The 19,108-nt window shown below is 46.9% G+C and carries 13 protein-coding genes; 7 read left to right on the top strand and 6 right to left on the bottom strand.

All coding sequences use genetic code 11. The annotated features are described in order from the left end of the window. Positions 1-211: 211 nt before the first annotated feature. Together NIES2104_RS07325 and thrS are read right to left on the bottom strand one after the other, a co-directional pair. A complete protein-coding gene (locus NIES2104_RS07325; protein ID WP_058997145.1) occupies positions 212-5,092 on the bottom strand; it encodes a DUF4347 domain-containing protein in 4,881 nt (1,626 codons plus the stop codon). A 163-nt stretch (positions 5,093-5,255) separates the two neighbouring features. Beyond that, positions 5,256-7,070, bottom strand: coding sequence for a threonine--tRNA ligase (gene thrS, locus NIES2104_RS07320; RefSeq protein WP_058997143.1), 1,815 nt, complete (start codon positions 7,068-7,070; stop codon positions 5,256-5,258). A gap of 152 nt (positions 7,071-7,222) precedes the next feature. Between thrS and NIES2104_RS07315 the strand changes: the two genes are divergently transcribed. The 4 genes from NIES2104_RS07315 (at position 7,223) to NIES2104_RS07300 (ending at position 10,022) form a co-directional block, all read left to right on the top strand. Next, entirely contained in the window at positions 7,223-7,537 is a 315-nt protein-coding gene (locus NIES2104_RS07315; protein ID WP_058997141.1) for a DUF2605 domain-containing protein, read from the top strand. 204 nt (positions 7,538-7,741) lie between these two features. After that, a complete protein-coding gene (locus tag NIES2104_RS07310) occupies positions 7,742-8,038 on the top strand; it encodes a DUF2973 domain-containing protein (RefSeq protein ID WP_202815037.1) in 297 nt (98 codons plus the stop codon). Between the two features lie 75 nt (positions 8,039-8,113). Beyond that, positions 8,114-9,367, top strand: coding sequence for a YcjF family protein (locus NIES2104_RS07305; protein WP_058997139.1), 1,254 nt, complete (start codon positions 8,114-8,116; stop codon positions 9,365-9,367). 43 nt (positions 9,368-9,410) lie between these two features. Continuing rightward, the gene (locus NIES2104_RS07300) at positions 9,411-10,022 is read left to right on the top strand and encodes a Uma2 family endonuclease (protein ID WP_058997137.1); all 612 of its coding nucleotides are present in this window, start codon (positions 9,411-9,413) and stop codon (positions 10,020-10,022) included. A gap of 73 nt (positions 10,023-10,095) precedes the next feature. Here the strand turns inward: NIES2104_RS07300 and NIES2104_RS07295 are convergent, their stop codons facing one another. The 3 genes from NIES2104_RS07295 to NIES2104_RS07285 form a co-directional block, all read right to left on the bottom strand. Further along, positions 10,096-10,458, bottom strand: a complete 363-nt coding sequence (locus NIES2104_RS07295) for an iron-sulfur cluster assembly accessory protein (RefSeq protein ID WP_058997136.1) — start codon at positions 10,456-10,458, stop codon at positions 10,096-10,098. A 61-nt stretch (positions 10,459-10,519) separates the two neighbouring features. Further along, positions 10,520-11,851: a (Fe-S)-binding protein gene (locus tag NIES2104_RS07290; RefSeq protein WP_058997134.1), complete on the bottom strand. Its 1,332-nt coding sequence runs from the start codon at positions 11,849-11,851 to the stop codon at positions 10,520-10,522. A 1-nt stretch (position 11,852) separates the two neighbouring features. Then, on the bottom strand, positions 11,853-13,136 hold the full coding sequence (locus NIES2104_RS07285; RefSeq protein ID WP_058997132.1) for an FAD-binding oxidoreductase: 1,284 nt from the start codon (positions 13,134-13,136) through the stop codon (positions 11,853-11,855). A gap of 222 nt (positions 13,137-13,358) precedes the next feature. Between NIES2104_RS07285 and NIES2104_RS07280 the strand changes: the two genes are divergently transcribed. From NIES2104_RS07280 to NIES2104_RS07270, 3 genes are read left to right on the top strand one after another with little or no spacing between them, the layout of a single operon-like run. Beyond that, positions 13,359-16,301 (top strand): PAS domain S-box protein, encoded by a 2,943-nt coding sequence (locus NIES2104_RS07280; RefSeq protein ID WP_058997131.1) that lies wholly within the window; start codon positions 13,359-13,361, stop codon positions 16,299-16,301. Positions 16,302-16,306: 5 nt separating this feature from the next. Beyond that, complete coding sequence (locus NIES2104_RS07275) at positions 16,307-17,449, top strand: ATP-binding protein (protein WP_058997129.1); 1,143 nt, start codon at positions 16,307-16,309, stop codon at positions 17,447-17,449. Continuing rightward, the gene (locus NIES2104_RS07270) at positions 17,427-18,152 is read left to right on the top strand and encodes a response regulator transcription factor (RefSeq protein ID WP_058997127.1); all 726 of its coding nucleotides are present in this window, start codon (positions 17,427-17,429) and stop codon (positions 18,150-18,152) included. Before NIES2104_RS07275 ends, NIES2104_RS07270 begins: the two co-directional genes overlap by 23 nt. A gap of 201 nt (positions 18,153-18,353) precedes the next feature. On the opposite strand, the gene rpe is transcribed toward NIES2104_RS07270, so the two are convergent. Next, on the bottom strand, positions 18,354-19,049 hold the full coding sequence (gene rpe, locus NIES2104_RS07265) for a ribulose-phosphate 3-epimerase (protein ID WP_058997125.1): 696 nt from the start codon (positions 19,047-19,049) through the stop codon (positions 18,354-18,356). Positions 19,050-19,108: the final 59 nt, after the last annotated feature.

The raw sequence follows: 19,108 nt of genomic DNA, 5'->3' as shown, positions 1-19,108 counted from the left end.
GCTTGTATAGTCCTATTATTGGCAACTAATCTGGAAATCCCTATCGCGGGTTCACGTAAGTTAGAGGCTTGCTTAGTTCACTTCGCTTTATAAGTTCGGAAAAAACACATAGATTTTTTTATCACAAAATAATTCAGCCTTAAGCTTAGAAGCAAAAAAGTGAGATGGGCGATCGCCTATCTCACTGTCTTAGAGCATTCAATGTAAGTTGCTAAGCAAAGAAGAATGTCGCTTGATTGCCGATCGCTAAATTCTGATTGATGTTGCTTGAGGTGAAGCCACTCGCCCCGCTTAGAATCATCAACTGTGTTCCTCGACCAAAGCCAGCCATTTGATCACGTAGGAACAAGGTTGTAGTGACACCGTTATCAACGACATCAATGTTCATCGAGCTATCTACTCTCAGTTGATCGCCCCCTTCTCCACGCCGGAAATTGAGAATCGTATCTCTACCATTGCCTGCTGCATAAACCACAACATCGATCACTCGGTCAGTCCCGACATCGATCGTATCGTTACCTTGTCCACCGATTAGAATGTCGGCTCCTCCAAGTCCTCGCAGGATGTCATTGCCTGCTAACCCGATCAAGGTATTGCTCTCGTTGTTGCCTGAGAGTTGATTGCTCAGAGCATTCCCTGTTCCATTTTGAGCGGTTCCAGTCAGCGTCAAGTTCTCAATGTTGTCGCCCAAGGTCCAATTTACGGAGGAACTGACAGAATCTGTACCTTGATTCAAGGCTTCGATCACTTGCTCCAGCAAATTATCAACGACATAACTGTCATTGCCCAATCCACCAATCAGAATATCTGCTCCCAAGCTACCATCCAAAGTGTCATCGCCTGCTCCACCTGTTAAACGATTGTTGCCTGCGTTGCCAGTCAGATTGTTTGCTAGATCATTACCAATCCCATTGATCGAGTCTGAACCTGTCAGCGTCAAATTTTCAACATTCGCTGAGAGCGTGAAACTTACGGAAGCGACAATTTGATCGATACCCTGACCGGATAGTTCAACGATTGAATCCGTCGCAGATTGAACAACATAAGTATCATTGCCAAAGCCACCAATTAACGTATTGGTTCCAGCACCGCCACTAAGAAAGTCATTTCCAGAACTGCCATCTAATCGATCGTTTCCAGCGCCACCCCAAACTGAGTCACTGCTGCCAGTTCCAGAAAAGGTGATTGCCCCTGCATATCCTTGGAAATCGAACTCTTCAAAGTTGCGAATGATGAGTCCAGGAACATTCGTAATCTGAGTCTCAACGTTGGACATATCGACGGTGATCATCGCTGTGCCATTATTCAAAACAAATCGATCGCGACCTTCGCCGCCGATAAACCGATCGTTTTGCTGAATTTGGCTATAGTCCATCGTGACACGATCGTTGCTCAAGCTACCCACAAACCAATCCCGTGAGCTAGTCCCAATAAACGAAATTAAGCCTGCATATTGGCTAAAATCGAACTCTTCAAAGTTCCGAACCACTAGCCCTGAAATACCACTGATTTGATCGTTATTTGCTGGATTGACTGTAAGAGGTGCATTACCACGCCGCAGAATGAATCGATCTGTGCCATTTCCACCATTAATCAAGTCATTTTGTAATACCTGATCAAATAGTGCATCAACCGTATCATTTCCACCCCGCGCATTGAGCTGATCCGTTCTCAAGGTTAGCGCAAAGCTCTCATCTGCACTGGTTCCCTCGACTACATTTCCAACGGTGACAACAATCGATCGACCAACGCTAAACGCAGTGATACCATTGTCTCCATTCCCGTTGTCATTCACCGTAATCGAAATCGTATCCGAGGTAGAAGCACCGCTACGATAGGACAACGAGGCAAGAGCAGCATTCAAACGATCAAGGCTGCCACGGATAGAGAAGCTTTGATCGTTTGTGCCATCTCCGGTGATAAAGCTAATGCCACTGATTGTTCCAAGGGAAATCGTTCCAGATCCAGCAGAAAGGATCACAGTCAGAGGAATGCTGTTACTCGCATCCACATCTGAGATGGTAATTCCTGCGATCGCAGTTGATTCATTCGCAGTGACTGCTTGACTACCTGGAGCATCTAGCAGAGGAGCATCGTTTTCCGCCCGAATTTGTAAGGTTGTTATGACTGGCGTGCTAGTCCGTGAATCATCCTGCAAGACGAACTCGATTTGACGATCGCTCAAATTCGGATTGTCGCTGAGGTTGCGATAGATAATCGATCGCAGTGCTGTTTGGTAGTTAGCGATCGATGCGGTTCCACTCAGCGTCAATCGACCATTCGCAAAGCTTCCTGTAATGCCGTTCTGATTGATAAATAAGAGTTCGTCTTGTCCATCAATAAAATTCGCGATCGTAATCGTTGCACCATCCACCTCACCGGTGAAACTGTTAATCGTTAGGTCTGGGCTAGTCAAGGTCGAAGTGCTGTTCTCAGCGTAGGTTGCAGAGAAGTTTCGACCTGAAGCCGCACCGTTGAGGTCAAGCACGATCGGGGGAACGAGTGTCATCGATCGATTCGCACTACGTGGCGCTACGCCACTATCCCCGTTGCCGTTGTCATTAACTGTAATCGAGATTGTGTCAGCTTCGGAGGTGGTGCTGCGATGAGATAATGAGGCAAGGACTGAATTGAGGTCTGCAAGACTACCTCGGATAGTAAAACTACTATCTTCAATTCCATCACCCACCACAAAAACGATTCCGGTCGTGCTTCCGAGTGAGAGAGTGCCAGTTCCCGCAGAGACCGTAACTGTAAGAGGAATCGCATTGTTGGCATCAACATCGGTGATACTAATGCCAGAAATTGCAGTAGAGCCACCCGCAGCAATCGCCTGAGTGGTAGGAGCGATGAGAACCGGATCATCGTTGACCGCAGTGATGTTTAGTGTTGTCGTTGCGATCGCGCTTGTTCGCGTATCATCCCGCAGCACAAATTCAATCTGTCGAACTGTCGTGATTGGCTGATCGCTATTGTTTCGGTAGACGATCGATTTAAGCGCCGCTTCGTAATTCGCGATCGAGGCTGTTCCCGTTAATGTTAATTGCCCATTAACAAAGCTACCTGTAATGCCATTTTGATTTGTAAACAGAAGCTCATCTTGTCCAGCCACAAAGTTCGTGATGGTAACTGCTGCACCGTCGATTAAACTGTCGCGATTGGTGATAATCAGAGTGGAACTGGTTAGGGTTGTAGTGCCGTTTTCGGTGAAGCTTGTGGTGAAGTTGTTTCCGGAGTCTGCGCCGTTGAGATCGACCGCCAGCGGAGGTGGAGGAACAAATCGCCATAAGCGATCGCCAGTTCCGTTGTTGGCTGAGAAATATAAGATTCCGTTTACATTGATCAAATTAGCGATCGTAGCCCCAGCACTACCTGAAGCAAGGTTTTTGACTAGCGATGCTGCTGCAGTCGTGGGATCTACTTGCCATAGTTCAAGCCCATTCGTGCCGTCATCGGCTGAAAAATAGAGCGTTCCATTCACGTTGGTCAAAGACTGCGGATTAGAATTGCTGGTGGGGTGAATGTCCTGCACCATTGATGCTGTTCCAGTTGCAGGATCAACTCGCCAAAGTTCTCGTCCATTCGTACCATTGGTGGCGGTAAAGTACAATGTTCCATTCACATTGGTCAAAGACTGCGGAATAGAATTGCCGGTGGGGTGGATGTCCTGCACCATTGATGCTGTTCCAGTTGCAGGATCAACTCGCCAAAGTTCTCGTCCATTCGTACCATTGGTGGCGGTAAAGTACAATGTTCCATTCACATTAGTCAAAGACTGCGGATTTACATTGCCTGCACTTGAATTAGAGTCGGTGACTAATGTGGCTTCACTAGTCGTTGGATCAAATCTCCAAAGCTTGTCTCCACTCGCGCCATTGGTTGCCGCAAAATACAAGATGCCATTGACATTTGTTAAAAACTGGGGGTTAGAATTGCTGGCATTCAGAGCAATGTCTTTTGCAAGCGATGCTTTTCCAGTTGATGGATCAACTCTCCAGAGTTCAGTTCCAGTTGTACTGTTTGTTGCTGAGAAATACAGCGTTCCACTGACGTTGACTAGAGATGCCGGATTAGAGTAGCTTAGCGTTTCACTTTCGACGCGATCTGCTTGTCCATTAGTCGGATTCACTCTCCAAAGTTCAGTTGCGTTTGAAGCATTGGTTGCGAGAAAGTATAGTGTTCCATTCACATTGGTCAAAGACTGCGGATTAGAATTACCTACATTCGGATTGATGTCGGTAACGCGCTCCGCCTGAGCGGTTGCAGGATTAATCCGCCATAGTTCCCGTCCATTTGCACCAACACTTGTGCCATTTGTCGCTGAGAAGTACAGCGTTCCATTCACATCGGTGAGATTCTGTGGAGAAGAACCCGTCGATCCCGAAACAATGTCACTCACCAATGTTGCTCTTCCAGTGACAGAATCAACTTTCCATAGCTCGATTCCAGTTCCGCTGTTAGTGGCTGCAAAGTACAGAATACCATTAACATTAGCAAGATTTCTGGGAGTATTATAGGCTACATCACTTGCTACAGGCTCCGGTTCACTCGCCAAAACCGATCGATACCGCGATCGCACTTCTTCATCAAACGCCAAATCTGCTCGAACTTCTCCGATTCTGACTTCTAACTCCCAATTACCACCCAAATCAGCCCATCCGGTTTTGGTCGCTGAAGCTGCGATCTTCATTCCAGTCAGTTCGCTAAGCTGCTGCATCAATGCCATTCCACGCGATTCTTGAGCCACTTCGCATCCGTAGATCAAGAGTTCTGCGTCTTTGCTCAATGCTTCAGACCATCGAATCAGCGATCGACTATACATTCCAATCGTTTCAGGACACAATCTAGCTGTTCCTAAGAAAATTGCTCCAGAAACGCCGTGAGAGACTAAGTGAATCGCTGTAATCTCTCTACGTTGCGCGAGGACTTCACTGATTTGGAGAATGCCATCGCGATCGCGATCCAGCACGATGACTTCAATGTGCGATCGGAGGCTTTCATAATCTACGACCGATGGATCGATAAATGCGATTTCAGTACGATCGCTGAGATTCGATGAAGCAGCGTAAAACTGAGATGAATAGGCAGACATTCTGGAAGACTCCGAACTGAACGTCTCTATCGTTCCCAGAGTCGGTCGCAACTTAAATAGACTTAAGTAGCTGAAAAATTCGGCTCTGTCAGATATCCGTGATCTAACAGAGCCGCTGCTCAATTTAATCTGAATTTCACGCTCTTATTCGTGAAATTATCGATCAAAAATTGCTGTGTTCAGCATTGGCAAGTTTAAGTCGATCGAGCACTTCCACGACAGGCAATGCGCCCAATTCTCCAGAAGCACGAGTCCGAATACTCAACGCATTCGCTTCCACTTCTTTCGCGCCCACAACCGCCATCACTGGGATTTTGTCTTTCTCAGCGTTGCGGATAAGTTTACCGAGTCGATCGCCGTCTGGAGCCACTTCTGCCCGAACTCCAGCCTGTTTCATCTGTTCCGCGACTTGAACAGCAAACGGTCGGAACTCATCGCTGACAGGCAATAATCGAATTTGCTCTGGAGCGAGCCAAACTGGGAAATCTCCCGCATATTCTTCGATTAAAATTCCGATCAGTCGCTCTAATGATCCAAACGGTGCACGGTGAATCATTACCGGACGCTTACGGCTGCCGTCTTCTGAAACATATTCGAGATCGAAGCGTTCCGGTAAGTTGTAATCGACTTGAACGGTTCCGAGTTGCCATTCTCGATCGAGCGCATCACTAAAAATAAAGTCCAATTTCGGACCATAAAACGCCGCTTCACCGATGCCCTCAAAATAATTCATTCCAAGGGTTTCCACTGCTCGACGAATGGCACCTTGAGCTTTATCCCAAGCATCGTCTGATCCGATGTATTTATCGGAATCTGGATCGCGGAAGCTTAGACGCGCTTTAAAGTTCTTCAGTTGCAAACTCTTGAACACTGAGAGAATGAGATTCACAACGCTGAGGAATTCTGCATCTAATTGCTCAGGAGTCACGAACAAGTGAGAATCATCGACCGTAAAGCCGCGAACTCTGGTTAATCCACCGAGTTCACCAGATTGCTCATAGCGATAGACCGTTCCGAATTCTGCGAGCCGCATCGGAAGTTCGCGGTACGATCGCAGTTCGTTTTTATAGATCTGAATGTGAAACGGACAGTTCATCGGTTTCATCACGAAACCTTGTTCCTCGGATCTGGCTTTGTCGTCTTCTGCCATCATCGGGAACATATCTTCGCTGTATTTTTGCCAGTGTCCTGAAGTTTTGAACAAATCCACTCTGGCAATGTGCGGAGTCACTACAGGCAAATAGCCGCGCTTGGTTTGTTCTTGTTTGAGAAAATCTTCGAGGGTCGATCGTAAAACGGTTCCTTTCGGTGTCCACATGGGTAAACCCGGACCGACTAAATCCGAAAAGATGAACAATCCCAGTTCTTTTCCGAGCTTCCGGTGGTCGCGCTTTTGAGCTTCTTCCTTCCGCCGCTTGTATTCCGCTAACTGTTCGGGAGTTTCCCAAGCGGTGCCGTAAATTCGTTGCAATTGGGCTTTGGTTTCATCACCGCGCCAGTATGCACCCGCGACGGATTCAAGCTCGATCGCATCTGGGTTAATTTCCGCAGTACTGTCAACGTGAGGACCCGCGCACAAATCCCACCACTGTTCGCCCAAGTGGTAAATCGTGATTGGCTCTGACTTAATATCTTCGAGAATTTCGATTTTGTAAGGCTCGTTGATGGCTTGAATTCGAGATTTTGCCTCTTCGCGGCTCACTTCTTCACGAGTTATGGGCAAATTTCGACGAATAATTTTCGCCATTTCTTTTTTGATTGCCTTGAGATCCTTTTCGGTAAACGGCTCAGGACTATCAAAATCGTAGTAAAAACCATTCTCGATCCAAGGACCGATCGTGACCTGCGCTTTAGGAAACAGTTTCTGAACCGCCATCGCCATCACATGCGAAGCCGTATGACGAATCTTTTGCAAACTGACGGATTCGCTGGTTTTGGGGAGATGGATTTTTTCCGGTTGCAAAGAATCGTCTGACATAGAAAGCGTTTATCGATGAAATGCCTCATCTATCTTACCGATCCGCCGTCAAACTGTGTTCGATCTCCTAACTTTCAAGGTAAGATGAAGGAAGGTTACGAAATGTAACGAATATTAGGATTCGCTGACGCAATCAGGTTTTATTTTCACCGATGTTTAACTCCAACTTACCAGAACCCGATTTACTCAAAACTGTTTTAGAGCCGCTGTTAGACGATTTTCAATACTGGTTCTCTCGATCCCGGACTTTACTCGAATCCGAAACCCTTCCCTTCCTCACTGCTGAAGAACACGCCGACCTACTCGATCGCGTTATTCAAACTCAGCAAGAAGTCAGCACCGTTCAATCGCTGCTCAAGATCACCGATGGTCAGGCGGGTGTAGACACTTCTGTCTTAGTCACTTGGCATCATTTAGTTAACGAATGTTGGCAAGTCAGCATGAAACTTCGGGCACGCAAAGCGTGAGCCGAAGGCACCGTACAAGTCTTCATAAAGACGCAATTGCATCGATTTGCGAAGTCCCTCTTAAATCGGATGCTGAGACTCCACAAAATCTGAGAGACTATTAGATAATTAGAAAACCAATTTTCATAATTCCGGGCAGGCTCCGTACGAAATCCTGTCCGGCGATTTTCGATTCGTCGTTAACTTGAGCTTGGAAAGAGGCTTATGATTCTGCACCTACTTTATATTCTGGCGTTCACAGCTTTAGCATTTTTGGCGGTCGGTAATCTGATTCGGAATTTGATGGCGCTGGGAATCGAGTCACAGCGGCAGTATCCCCCGATCGCTCGATCGCAGAATCGTCCCGCTCCACATCCTGAGCTATTGGATGAAAATGGGCGAATGATTAATGAACCGCTGTTGGTGATGCGATCGATGAGCGTGGAAGATGCTCGCGAACAATTAGACGCGATTTACAACTCTTCTCCAGGTGGGGAATCCGCACCGTCGAATGACGACTAGCCTCAATCCCAAAAGTTAATTTTAGAGTAAGGCGCATCACGATACGATCGCGCCTTTTCTATTCGGTGGGGGTGAATGATGAAAGGGAATCAGTCCTGGTGGAATCAGGTTCGAGAATCAGTTGGTAACGGCGTTTCAGAAGTTTCAAAGCGGGTGTCGATGGAGACGCTTGCTCAATCGATGACCGGATGGTTTCGGGTAGACGAAGCGGAAGTTCAAGAAATTTTACAAAAAGTGCGATCGGAGTTGCCGACGACAGAGGCGCTTTTGGTCGGAAAACCGCAGTCGGGAAAAAGCTCGATCGTGCGAGGACTTACGGGTGTCTCAGCCGAAATTATCGGTCAAGGATTTCGCCCTCATACGCAATTCACGCAGCGATACAGTTATCCAACTCAAGACTTACCGCTAATCGTTTTTACTGATACCGTTGGTTTAGGGGATGGGACTCAAGAAACTTCGGAAGTGATTCGCGAATTAGTCGGGGAACTGCAACCCGATGAAACTCGTGCGAAAGTTCTGATTTTAACGATTCGGATCAATGACTTTGCGACGGATACTTTAAAGCAGATTGCGACTCGAATTCGTGCCAAACACCCGGAAGTCCCTTGCTTATTAGCGGTGACTTGCTTGCATGAGTTGTATCCAGCCGATGTGATGGATCATCCTGAGTATCCACCAAGTTTTGCGGATGTCGATCGCGCTTTTTCTACGATTCAGCAGAACTTTTCTGGATTGTTCGATCGTGCTGTGTTGATCGATTTCACGTTAGAAGAAGACGAATTTCATCCTACATTTTACGGATTAGAAGCGTTCATTGATTCGCTGTCAGACTTGTTGCCAGAGGCGGAGGCAAGAACGATCGCGCAATTGTTGAACGATGAGAACGCAGGTAAACAAATCAGTGATCTTTACCGGGAAGCAGGAAGAAGATATATTTTGCCGTTTTCGGTGATGGCGGGGGCTACCGCAGCGATTCCGTTACCGTTGGCGACGATGCCTGTGTTAACTGCACTTCAAGTGTCGATGGTCGGAGCGTTGGGACAGTTGTACGGGCAAACGTTGTCACCGTCTCAGGCAGGGGGAGTTGTCAGTGCGATCGCGGGTGGATTTGTCGCACAAGCGATCGGGCGGGAGTTGATTAAATTTGTTCCAGGATTTGGCAGTGTGATCGCGGCATCTTGGGCAAGTGCTTACACTTGGGCGTTAGGAGAGGCGGCTTGCGTGTATTTTGGGGATTTAATGGGCGGGAAAAAGCCCGACCCGAAACGGATTCAAGCCGCGATGAAAGAATCGTTCCAGTTGGCAAAAGTGCGATTTAAGCGAACCTGAGCCATTAGAATGAAGGCAGATTTTAGATAGAACTTGATCGCTGATGGCTAATCTACTGATCAAATCCGAACAATGGTCACTGCCGATCGACCTTTCGTCACTCACTCCCTTGTCTAAGATGAGCGATGAGCAGTTCTATGAATTTTGTCGAACCAATCCCGAATTGCGGATTGAACGCACTGCTGATGGAGAAATTATCGTAATGCCCCCTGCCTTTGCTGATACCGGAAACCGCAATAGCAGAATTTCAGGGCAGCTTTTTGTTTGGTCTGAAGCAGATGGAACTGGGGAATCGTTTGATTCTAGTTCAGGATTTACATTGCCCAATGGTGCAACTCGATCGCCTGATGCCGCTTGGATTTTGCTCGATCGATGGAATGCGTTGACTCCAGAGCAGCAAGCATCATTCGCGCCAATCGTGCCAGATTTTGTCGTTGAATTACGGTCGAGCAGCGATACTTTGACCAGTCTTAAAGAAAAGATGGAAGAATACATCGCAAACGGCGTTCGGTTGGGATTGTTGATCGATCGTAAAAATCGCCAAGTTCATGTGTATCGACTCGATCGAGAACCAGAAATCTTGGACAATCCTGAATCTGTGAATTGCGATCCTGAACTTCCAAGCTTTTCGCTGAAGATGGCAAAAATTTGGTGATGGCTACTTAATGCAAATTCGCCCCCGAATTCATGGAGGCGAATAACAAGCAAACTGTAAACACGATCGCATCCTATGCCGAGAATGATTTCCCACAGCCGCAGGTCTGATTCGCGTTCGGATTCGTAAACTGGAATCCACCACCAATCAATGCGGTGCTGTAATCCAACATCAAACCATAGAGATACAGTAAGCTCTTCGGATCACACACAACTTGGAAGCCGTCGTAATCAGAAACATGATCATCGGGGCGAATATTATTTGGGTCTTCAAAATCCATCGTGTAGGACATTCCAGAACAACCGCCACCACGGACTCCCACCCGGAGACACAGATCTTTACCTTGCTGTTCCCGGAGCATGATAACGTGCTTCAGGGCTGATTCACTCATCTGGATACCGCGCTGAGGCTGTGTAGCTTGTGTAGTTTGAGTCATGCGATCGCTCCTACGAAATCCCGATTGAAACTTGCTTTATCCCTATTTTAGCAATTTCACATCAGTTCTCTAACTGAATGCCACGAATCGAAAGATCTAGGAGTTGCATCGGATGAAGAACCGGAACAGATTTTTCTTGCAGTTTCAAATGGCGAGAAATCTGGACATAGCAGCCGATGTTCGCGGATGCAATGACACTCGCGCCCGTGTTCGTCAAATTCTCAACCTTTTGCTGCCCCAATTCATTCGCCACTTCTGGCTGGAGAATATTGTAGATTCCGGCACTTCCACAGCAAAGAGCCGCATCCACAGGCTCACGTAGTTTCACTCCTGGAATCTTCCGCAACAATTGACGCGGTTGCACACTGATCTTTTGACCATGCAGCATATGACACGCATCTTGGTAGACCAAGGTTAAGGGCTTGTCTTGTAGCGGTGATAGTTTTGCAGTTAAACCCACTTCGGCTAGAAATTCCTGCACGTCTTTGACCTTCTGCACAAAGGCTTCTGCTTTCTCCCGATAGTTCAGATCATCCTGCAAGATATGACCATACTCTTTCAAGGTATGACCACAGCCCGAAGCATTGATCAAGACGAAATCTACGCCAGTTTCGGCAAACGTATCAATCATTTGCCGAGCGAATTGTTTGGCTTGTTCTTCTTGTCCTTGGTGATGCGATAAGGCTCCACAACAGCCTTGAACTTGTGGAACGACGACTTCACAACCGTTTGCCGTTAAAACTCGCACCGTTGCATCATTGACATCTGGATTGAACAATCGCTGCACACAACCGAGCAGCATTCCCACTCGATAACGCTGTTCGCCTTGAGCGGGAGTGAGGGCGGGAATTGAATCAGTGAAAGCTTTTGCGGGAATTTCTGGAAGAATTGCTTCCATCGCAGAGAGTTGAGGCGCGATCGTATTTAAGAACCCCATCGATCGGACAATTTTCTGAAGCCCCGATTTCTGATACAACCCCAACGGACGCAACAAAGTTCGCATCCGATTTGGATAGGGAAACACCGAAAAAACGAACTGACGTAACAGCTTTTCGGGGATCGAGCGCGGGTCTTTTCGCTCAATCTGCGGACGAGTAGCAGCGATCAATTTGTCATACTGCACTCCCGATGGGCAAGTCGTCACACACGCCAAACAGCCCAAACAAGAATCGAAATGCTGGACTGTTGCGGCATTCAGCGGAATTTCACCTTCATTGATGCCGTCCATCAAATAGATGCGTCCTCTGGGCGAATCCATTTCTTTGCCGATCACTCGGTAGCTCGGACACGTCGATAAACAAAAGCCGCAATGCACACACGAATCGATCAGTTTCGGATCAGGAGGATTGTGTGCATCAAAGCCTGGATTGATTGCTGGATCAGAGGTTTGCATTCTAAATTCCGCCTACAAAACGGTGAGGACTGAGTAAATTTTGAGGGTCAAATTGGGATTTGATTCGCTGCATTAAGTAGAGCGCAGTTCCAGAATATCCCCAGACTTCTAGCTGTTGTTTGAATGCGATCGAGGCTTGCAGCACAGATAAATATCCACCTGTCGCTTCACAAATCGATCGCGCTTCTAGAAGTTGGGTCGATCGCGCTTCTTGAATGCTTAGGTGTCCGATGCCACTTCCAGCGTGAATCAGAATTTCCGCAGTCGGTAGAAGTGTAGAAATCTGATTGAGCACTGAAATTGCTTCAGAGGGCTTTACTCCTATTTTGCAAACGATCGAGTCACTTTGGACAGATGAATTAATTTGATTCGTTAAGCGCTGCCATAAATCCGAATCTGCTGGCTCAAGGATTTCTAAATTCAACGCTTTTCCAAGTTCAGTCGATCGCGCAATCTGTTGATCAACACTTTCAGCAATGCTCTGGAATCGAACCAGTAAGCCAAGAGATTTTGAAAACCCTAATGTTTCTGAGACCAGGTCTACACTCACAGGTGTCAATGCTGAACCTAATAGCGTTTCAGTCGCTTGCTCTAACGCAGACGAATCACCACTGAGAATGATCGATCGAGAAACAGCCGGAATCGGATAAACCCGTAAGGTTGCCTGCGCTAGAATTCCTAACGTTCCATACGATCCGGTGAACAACTTCATCAAATCGTATCCGGCAACATTCTTTACAACTCGTCCGCCTGCTTTGACGATTTCACCGTCCGATCGCACAAATGTAATCCCCAGCAACATATCGCGAATACTGTTGTATCGATGTCTGAGCGATCCAGAATCCCCGGTTGCAATCACACCGCCCAACGTTGCGCGATCGCTCACCCTTGGATCGATCGCGCAAAACTGCCCCGCTTTTCTCACGATCGATTGCAGTTCGGCAAACGAAATTCCAGCTTCAGCGGTCACGGTTAAATCACCCTCAGCATGTTCGATTAAGCGATCGAGCTTTTCGGTACTCACGACCAAAGCCACCGAATCGATCACGCCGCCCCAATGTAACTTACTCGCACGACCACACGGAAGAATTTGCCATTGATTGCGATGGGCACAGGCAACGATCGCACTTAACTCCTCAATGGTTGAAGGCGACACCCAGGCGACTCGATCCGGGTGAATCAGCGATCGACGGAGTTGAGCTTGCCCAAAGGCATCGAGTGTATCCCACGTCCGTATGGGTACGGGCGAGATCGCGGATTCGAGCGTTTGAAGAACAGTTTGCATCCGTAAATATAAGGCAGACGACACAGAAATTGGAAAATTGCGTAGATAGAAATAATGAGAGATTGATGAAAAGATTTCGATTCAGATCCTATTATCTAGGGAATAATGCGCTTATGTTCAAGGCGAAAGGTAATCGTGAGGATTGATAGAAGCGTCACGGATCTGTCAATCTGCCTTCTCTCGATTCTCATGTTTCCTCTTTTTTACTTATAGCGACGATCGATGCAACAGATAGACGCGCCGCCTAGTTTAGTTCAACTCCAAACGCTTTTGAGTCAGTGTGATGCTGACTTTACCGAAGCGTCCCAAGCTGCCTTTTCGGAACTACAGGCAACGATCGCCGCCCTGCAACAAGAACTTCAACAAGAACGAACGGCGCGACAACAAGCCGAAAAAAATCAACAGCTTTTACAAATGACGATCGAAGCCGCTGTCGATGGAATTTTAGCGATCGATCCTCAAGGCAAAATTCTCTGCATCAATCAAGAATTCCGTCAGCGGTGGAATGTAGAGGACTCGACCCCAACCACGGATTCGACTTTGATGGCTCGAACCGTTCAGATGCTGAATGACCCTGAGCAGCTAAAACAACAGGTTCAACGCGAAAACGAACAGCCTACGATCGAGGGTCACGATGTCTTTCAGCTTAGAGATGGGCGGATTCTAGAACGATTTTCTAAACCCTTGCGGCTCAATGGTGAAATCAGCGGTCGGGTGATTAGTATTCGCGATATCACCGAACAAGCTCGCGCCCAGAAAAATCTTTCGGCAAGTGAAAAGCTATTACGCACGGTTGTCACGAACACACCTACGATTCTTTACGCGATCGACCAAAACGGAATTTACACCCTGTCTGAAGGGAAGGGACTGGAAACACTCGGACTAAAAGCAGGTGCGCTCGTTGGAAAATCTGTGTACGAGTTCTATCAAGACTATCCCAGAATCATTCGGGATATTGAGCGAGTACTTCAAGGGGAAGAACATCGATCAGTTCTCGAATTTCGGGGCGTTTTTTACGACAATCGGGCGACTGCGATCCGCAACTCAGACGGTGACATTATCGGCATGATCGGAGTGGCAACGGATGTGACCGCTCAGCGTCAAGCCGAAATTGAACTCCAGGAAACCAAGCAAGATTTAGCGATTCGAGTCGAACTGAGAACGGTCGAGCTAAAAGCCGCCAATGCAAAATTACAGAAAGAAGTCGCCCAACGAAGAGCGATCGAACAAAGTCTGCGGGATAAACAAAGCTGTCTGCAAATCCTCAATCAAATTTCACAAGGGGTAACAGCCGGATTATCGGTGAATGAACTGATCCAATTAACGATCGATCAAACTGCCGCCCGATTTAAAGACGTTCGCGTACTCTATGGCGTGATCGACAATCGTCATTTCAACACAATTTACTCGGTTCAACCTGCGGATATGCCTGCGATGCAAGGGGTTGTAGAAGGGCTTTATCTGACTCCTCAATACTTCGAGATTATTCAGAAAAAACAACCTGTAATCGTTGAAGATGTGCTGCAAGAGCCTGCATTCGCGCCAATGGTCGGGGATATGTTGCGCCGTCGAACTCGTGCGATCGCAATGGTAACGGTTCAACATTCCGCCGATCAAATCGGCATTCTGGCGCTGAATGCTCCCTATCCGAAACGTTGGGCAACCTGCGAGGTCGAAACGATTCAAGAATTGGCAGATTATTTGTCGATCGTGCTGCAAAAAGTCCGAGCACAAGAAGAACGACACAAAGCCGAAGAACGCCTCAAATTATTTGAATCGGTTGTGGTGAATGGAAACGATGGCGTAATTATTACCGATGCGAATCTCGAAAATCCGACTATTAGTTACGTCAATGCGGCGTTTGCTCAAATGTCGGGATATACAGCCGAAGAAGCAATCGGCAAAACGCCCCGAATCTTACAAGGGGAAAAAACAGATCGATCGCTGCTTTCTAAAGTTCGGGCTGCGATGAATGAAGAACGACCGATTCAAGTTGAACTGGTGAATTACCGCAAAGATGGGTCTGAATATTGGGTCGATTTAAACGTGGTTCCGATCGCGGATTCAAGCGGAAATCTTACGCATTTTGTCGCTTTACAACGCGATATTACTGATCGTAAGTGGTCGGAAAAAGCGCTAATTGCGACTCAAGCCCGATTGAAATATTTACTGTCTTCGAGTCCTTCTGTGATTTACACGTGTCAGCCGAATCGAAATCGGGCTTGCACATTTGTCAGTGAAAATATCACGCAGCAACTCGGTTATGAAATCTGGCAATATCTCAAAGATCCGCATTTTTGGATCGATCACATTCACCCAGAAGATTTATCGATCGTGCTGAAAAATCTCGACCAATTACCCGAAGTTGGAGAAGTTACTTGCGAGTACCGATTTTTACATCGAGATGGCACCTATCGCTGGTTGCGCGACACGATGAAACTACTGAATGACCAATCGATCGAGGTGATTGGATCGGTGATGGACATTAGCGATCGTAAGTGGGCAGAAGATCAAATTCGCGCTTCACTTCAAGAAAAAGAAGTGATGTTAAAAGAAATTCATCACCGTGTCAAAAACAATCTGCAAGTTGTTTCTAGTTTGCTCAAATTACAAGCAGGCTATATTCAAGATAAACGCATTATCGAAGTATTTAAGGAAAGCCAAAATCGTGTGAGTGCGATGGCTTTAATTCATGAAAAGCTATATCAATCCGAAGACCTCGCAAAAACTCATTTTTCGGAGTATATTCATAGCTTAGCGACTGCTTTATTCCGCTCCTACTCCGCCAATTCTCGTGCAATTCAACTTCACCTGAATGTTCAAGAAGTGAGATTGAGTATTGATGCTGCAATTCCCTGTGGATTGATTATCAACGAACTCGTCTCTAACTCTTTGAAATATGCGTTTCCCCCCGGTGAAACAGGTTCGATTTTCATTGAGCTTCATGCTCAAGAAGAGCCTGCATCAGAACTTGTCCACTATCAATTGATTGTGGGAGATGACGGTCGTGGATTTCCCGCAGATCTCGATTTTCGTCATACGAAATCACTCGGATTACAGCTCGTTTGTACTCTCATTCGACAACTGCGAGGGGAGATAGACCTCTGTCGTGAGTCAGGAGTCCGCTTTACAATCACGTTCTGCGAACAAAAGATCAGGGTTTAATTGCTATGTCTACTGCTAGGGTGCTCGTTGTTGAAGACGAAAGTATTATCGCGTTGGATATCCAAACGAGTCTACAAAATGCAGGATATCAGGTTGTGTCGATCGCAACTTCCGCTGAGGAAGCCCTAAACGATACTGCCGTACTGCAACCCGATTTAGTCCTAATGGATATTCGATTGCACGGTGCGATGGATGGCGTTGAAACGGCTGAACAAATTCGTCAAACTTGGCAACTCCCCGTGATTTTTCTCACGGCTCATGCAGACGAAAATACCTTAGCACGTGCGAAAAAAGTTCAGCCATTTGGCTATATTTTAAAGCCATTTGAAGACCGAGAACTAATCACAATGATCGAGATTGCTTTATCTCGCCACAAAGCAGAATCTTTAATTCAAACTGCGCTGCAAAAAGAGAAAGAAATCAACGAATTAAAATCCCGTTTTGTCTCGGTTGTTTCTCATGAATTTCGCAATCCTTTAAACACAATTCTATTTTCAACCGAGCTACTTCAACGATACGGCAATCAAATCTCAGACCAAAAGAAAGAAATTTATCTCGAACGGATTCAAGGCTCAGTCAAACGAATGAATGAGCTTCTATCGGATGTTTTAACAGTTGGAGAAACTGAGGCAGGAAAGCTGCAATTTACTCCTCAACCGATCGACGTAATTCGATTTTGCAAAGAACTGGTCGATGAATTTCACTTAAGTGATCGACGAAAAATCCAAATCAATTTTTCATTCCGCCAAACATCTGAAAACAATCGTCCTTCACTCCCGCTTCTCGATGAACGTCTACTCCGTCACATTTTGACAAATCTCCTCTCGAATGCTGTGAAATATTCCCTCAACGCTGATCCGATCGAATTCAAGTTGAATCTAAGCGATCGAACTGCGATCTTTCGGATTCAAGATCATGGAATTGGTATTCCAAAATTAGAACAAGCTAACTTATTTCAATCGTTTCATCGAGCGAGTAATGTCAAAGCGATTCCGGGAACGGGATTAGGATTATCGATCGTGAAACAGTGCGTCGATTTACATGGGGGATCGATCAGTGTGGAAAGTGAAGAAAACCAGGGCACTCTATTCACTGTCACGTTACCGTTAAACAGGCAGTTCACCGATGAAAACAATTCTCGTAATTGAAGATGAACAACCGGTTCGAGAGTCGATCTTGGATTTACTAGAAGCAGAAGGCTTTCATGGCATTGGTGGCGAAAACGGTGACGTTGGGGTGCGATTAGCGCAGGAGCATCATCCAGATTTAATTCTGTGTGATGTAAGAATGCCGGATCTCGATGGCTTTTCCGTTCTCGCTCAACTCCGCAAATCGCCGGAAACGGCTGGAATTCCGTTTATCTTCCTCACTGCGAGCGGCACCAAAGCCGACCAGCGACAAGGAATGGAACTGGGTGCTGATGATTATTTGACCAAGCCTTGCACCGCGACTGATTTATTGGGAGCTGTATCGGGTCGATTAGCAAAGTACGAGGCGTTAGCGGAACGGTTAGCCCAAAAAGTGGGGTCTGCCAAGGCGGGAAAAGTCGAAACCAGTGCGGATGTCTCTCAAACCGATGCGCCACCGATTTCTGGAACCCGCGACGGCTTGCTGAATCATTTCTATCAAGAGCTTCGTAATCCGCTTTCTAACATCAATATGGCGCTGCATTTGTTGAAATTGGAGCGGATCGGGCACGAATCAACGATCGCAACGGTCCAACGAGAATACAGCCGTGAATTGACGGTGCTGCAAGAGGTCTACAAGTTGCGGGACTATTTGATACCAGAGAGCGCGGAACTGCTGCGGGACTGTAATCTAGTGCGATTGATGAATGAGGAAATGGTTTAAAGCAACATGAATTTGATGGGTCTTCTCGCTGCGTTGTTTGCGGCTTCTGCCCCCTAAATCCCCCAAAATTGGGGGATTTAGGGGGCGAAATAATCAGCAACGAAGCAAAAAATCATTGAACTGAGCTTAAAAAATAACGGCGATCGTTGAACTGCGATCGCCGCTTTTGTGATTTTGGTTAATCCGAGTTCGCGAAATTGATTAAACTGTTGCCAATTCTGGAGTTGGGCGCTTGCTGTTGCGAATTCCCTCGATCGCGGTTGCATAATCCGGCGCATTGAACACCGCTGAACCCGCCACGATCGCATTTGCGCCCGCTTCGATCACTTGCCAGGTGTTATTCGCTTTCAAGCCACCATCGACTTCGATCCACGGATCAAGTCCACGCTCATCGCACATTTGACGCAGTTTACGAATTTTCGGCAGCACACCCGGAATAAAGCTTTGTCCACCAAATCCAGGGTTGACGCTCATAATCAAGACAAGATCGCACAGTTCCAAAACGTAATCGATCAGTTCCAAGGGGGTACCCGGATTGAGCACAACACCCGCTTTTTTGCCGTACTCTTTGATTTGTCCTAAAGTCCGGTGCAAGTGGGGTGACGCATTGTGTTCTGCGTGAACGTAGATGTGATCGGCTCCTGCTTTGGCAAAATCACCGACGTACTTTTCAGGCTCTACAATCATCAAGTGAACATCGAGCGGCTTCTGGGTCACAGGGCGAATCGCTTCCACGATCAAGGGACCGATCGTAATGTTCGGAACAAACCGACCATCCATCACATCGACGTGAATCCAATCAGCTCCGGCAGCATCAACGGCGCGAATTTCGTCGCCTAACCGACTAAAATCAGCAGAAAGAATCGAAGGTGCAATGACGATCGGTTTATTGGACATGACGGTTAGTTCCCCTTGGAAAGCATGAGAATTTGTAATCAGTTTAACAAAGTGTGAAG

The sequence above is a fragment of the Leptolyngbya sp. NIES-2104 genome (genome assembly GCF_001485215.1).
Classification (GTDB): domain Bacteria; phylum Cyanobacteriota; class Cyanobacteriia; order Leptolyngbyales; family Leptolyngbyaceae; genus Leptolyngbya.
The sequence above is the reverse complement of the archived record's forward strand: the minus strand, read 5'-3'. Positions and strand labels throughout refer to the sequence as shown.

Excerpts from the sequence above, each read along its gene's own strand:
- NIES2104_RS07275 (WP_058997129.1), top strand. The coding sequence starts at position 16,307 with ATGTCTACTGCTAGGGTGCTCGTTGTTGAAGACGAAAGTATTATCGCG.
- NIES2104_RS07305 (WP_058997139.1), top strand. The coding sequence starts at position 8,114 with ATGATGAAAGGGAATCAGTCCTGGTGGAATCAGGTTCGAGAATCAGTT.
- rpe (WP_058997125.1), bottom strand. The coding sequence starts at position 19,049 with ATGTCCAATAAACCGATCGTCATTGCACCTTCGATTCTTTCTGCTGAT.
- thrS (WP_058997143.1), bottom strand. The coding sequence starts at position 7,070 with ATGTCAGACGATTCTTTGCAACCGGAAAAAATCCATCTCCCCAAAACC.
- NIES2104_RS07290 (WP_058997134.1), bottom strand. The coding sequence starts at position 11,851 with ATGCAAACCTCTGATCCAGCAATCAATCCAGGCTTTGATGCACACAAT.
- NIES2104_RS07295 (WP_058997136.1), bottom strand. The coding sequence starts at position 10,458 with ATGACTCAAACTACACAAGCTACACAGCCTCAGCGCGGTATCCAGATG.
- NIES2104_RS07300 (WP_058997137.1), top strand. The coding sequence starts at position 9,411 with ATGGCTAATCTACTGATCAAATCCGAACAATGGTCACTGCCGATCGAC.
- NIES2104_RS07270 (WP_058997127.1), top strand. The coding sequence starts at position 17,427 with ATGAAAACAATTCTCGTAATTGAAGATGAACAACCGGTTCGAGAGTCG.
- NIES2104_RS07285 (WP_058997132.1), bottom strand. The coding sequence starts at position 13,136 with ATGCAAACTGTTCTTCAAACGCTCGAATCCGCGATCTCGCCCGTACCC.
- NIES2104_RS07280 (WP_058997131.1), top strand. The coding sequence starts at position 13,359 with ATGCAACAGATAGACGCGCCGCCTAGTTTAGTTCAACTCCAAACGCTT.
- NIES2104_RS07325 (WP_058997145.1), bottom strand. The coding sequence starts at position 5,092 with ATGTCTGCCTATTCATCTCAGTTTTACGCTGCTTCATCGAATCTCAGC.
- NIES2104_RS07315 (WP_058997141.1), top strand. The coding sequence starts at position 7,223 with ATGTTTAACTCCAACTTACCAGAACCCGATTTACTCAAAACTGTTTTA.
- NIES2104_RS07310 (WP_202815037.1), top strand. The coding sequence starts at position 7,742 with ATGATTCTGCACCTACTTTATATTCTGGCGTTCACAGCTTTAGCATTT.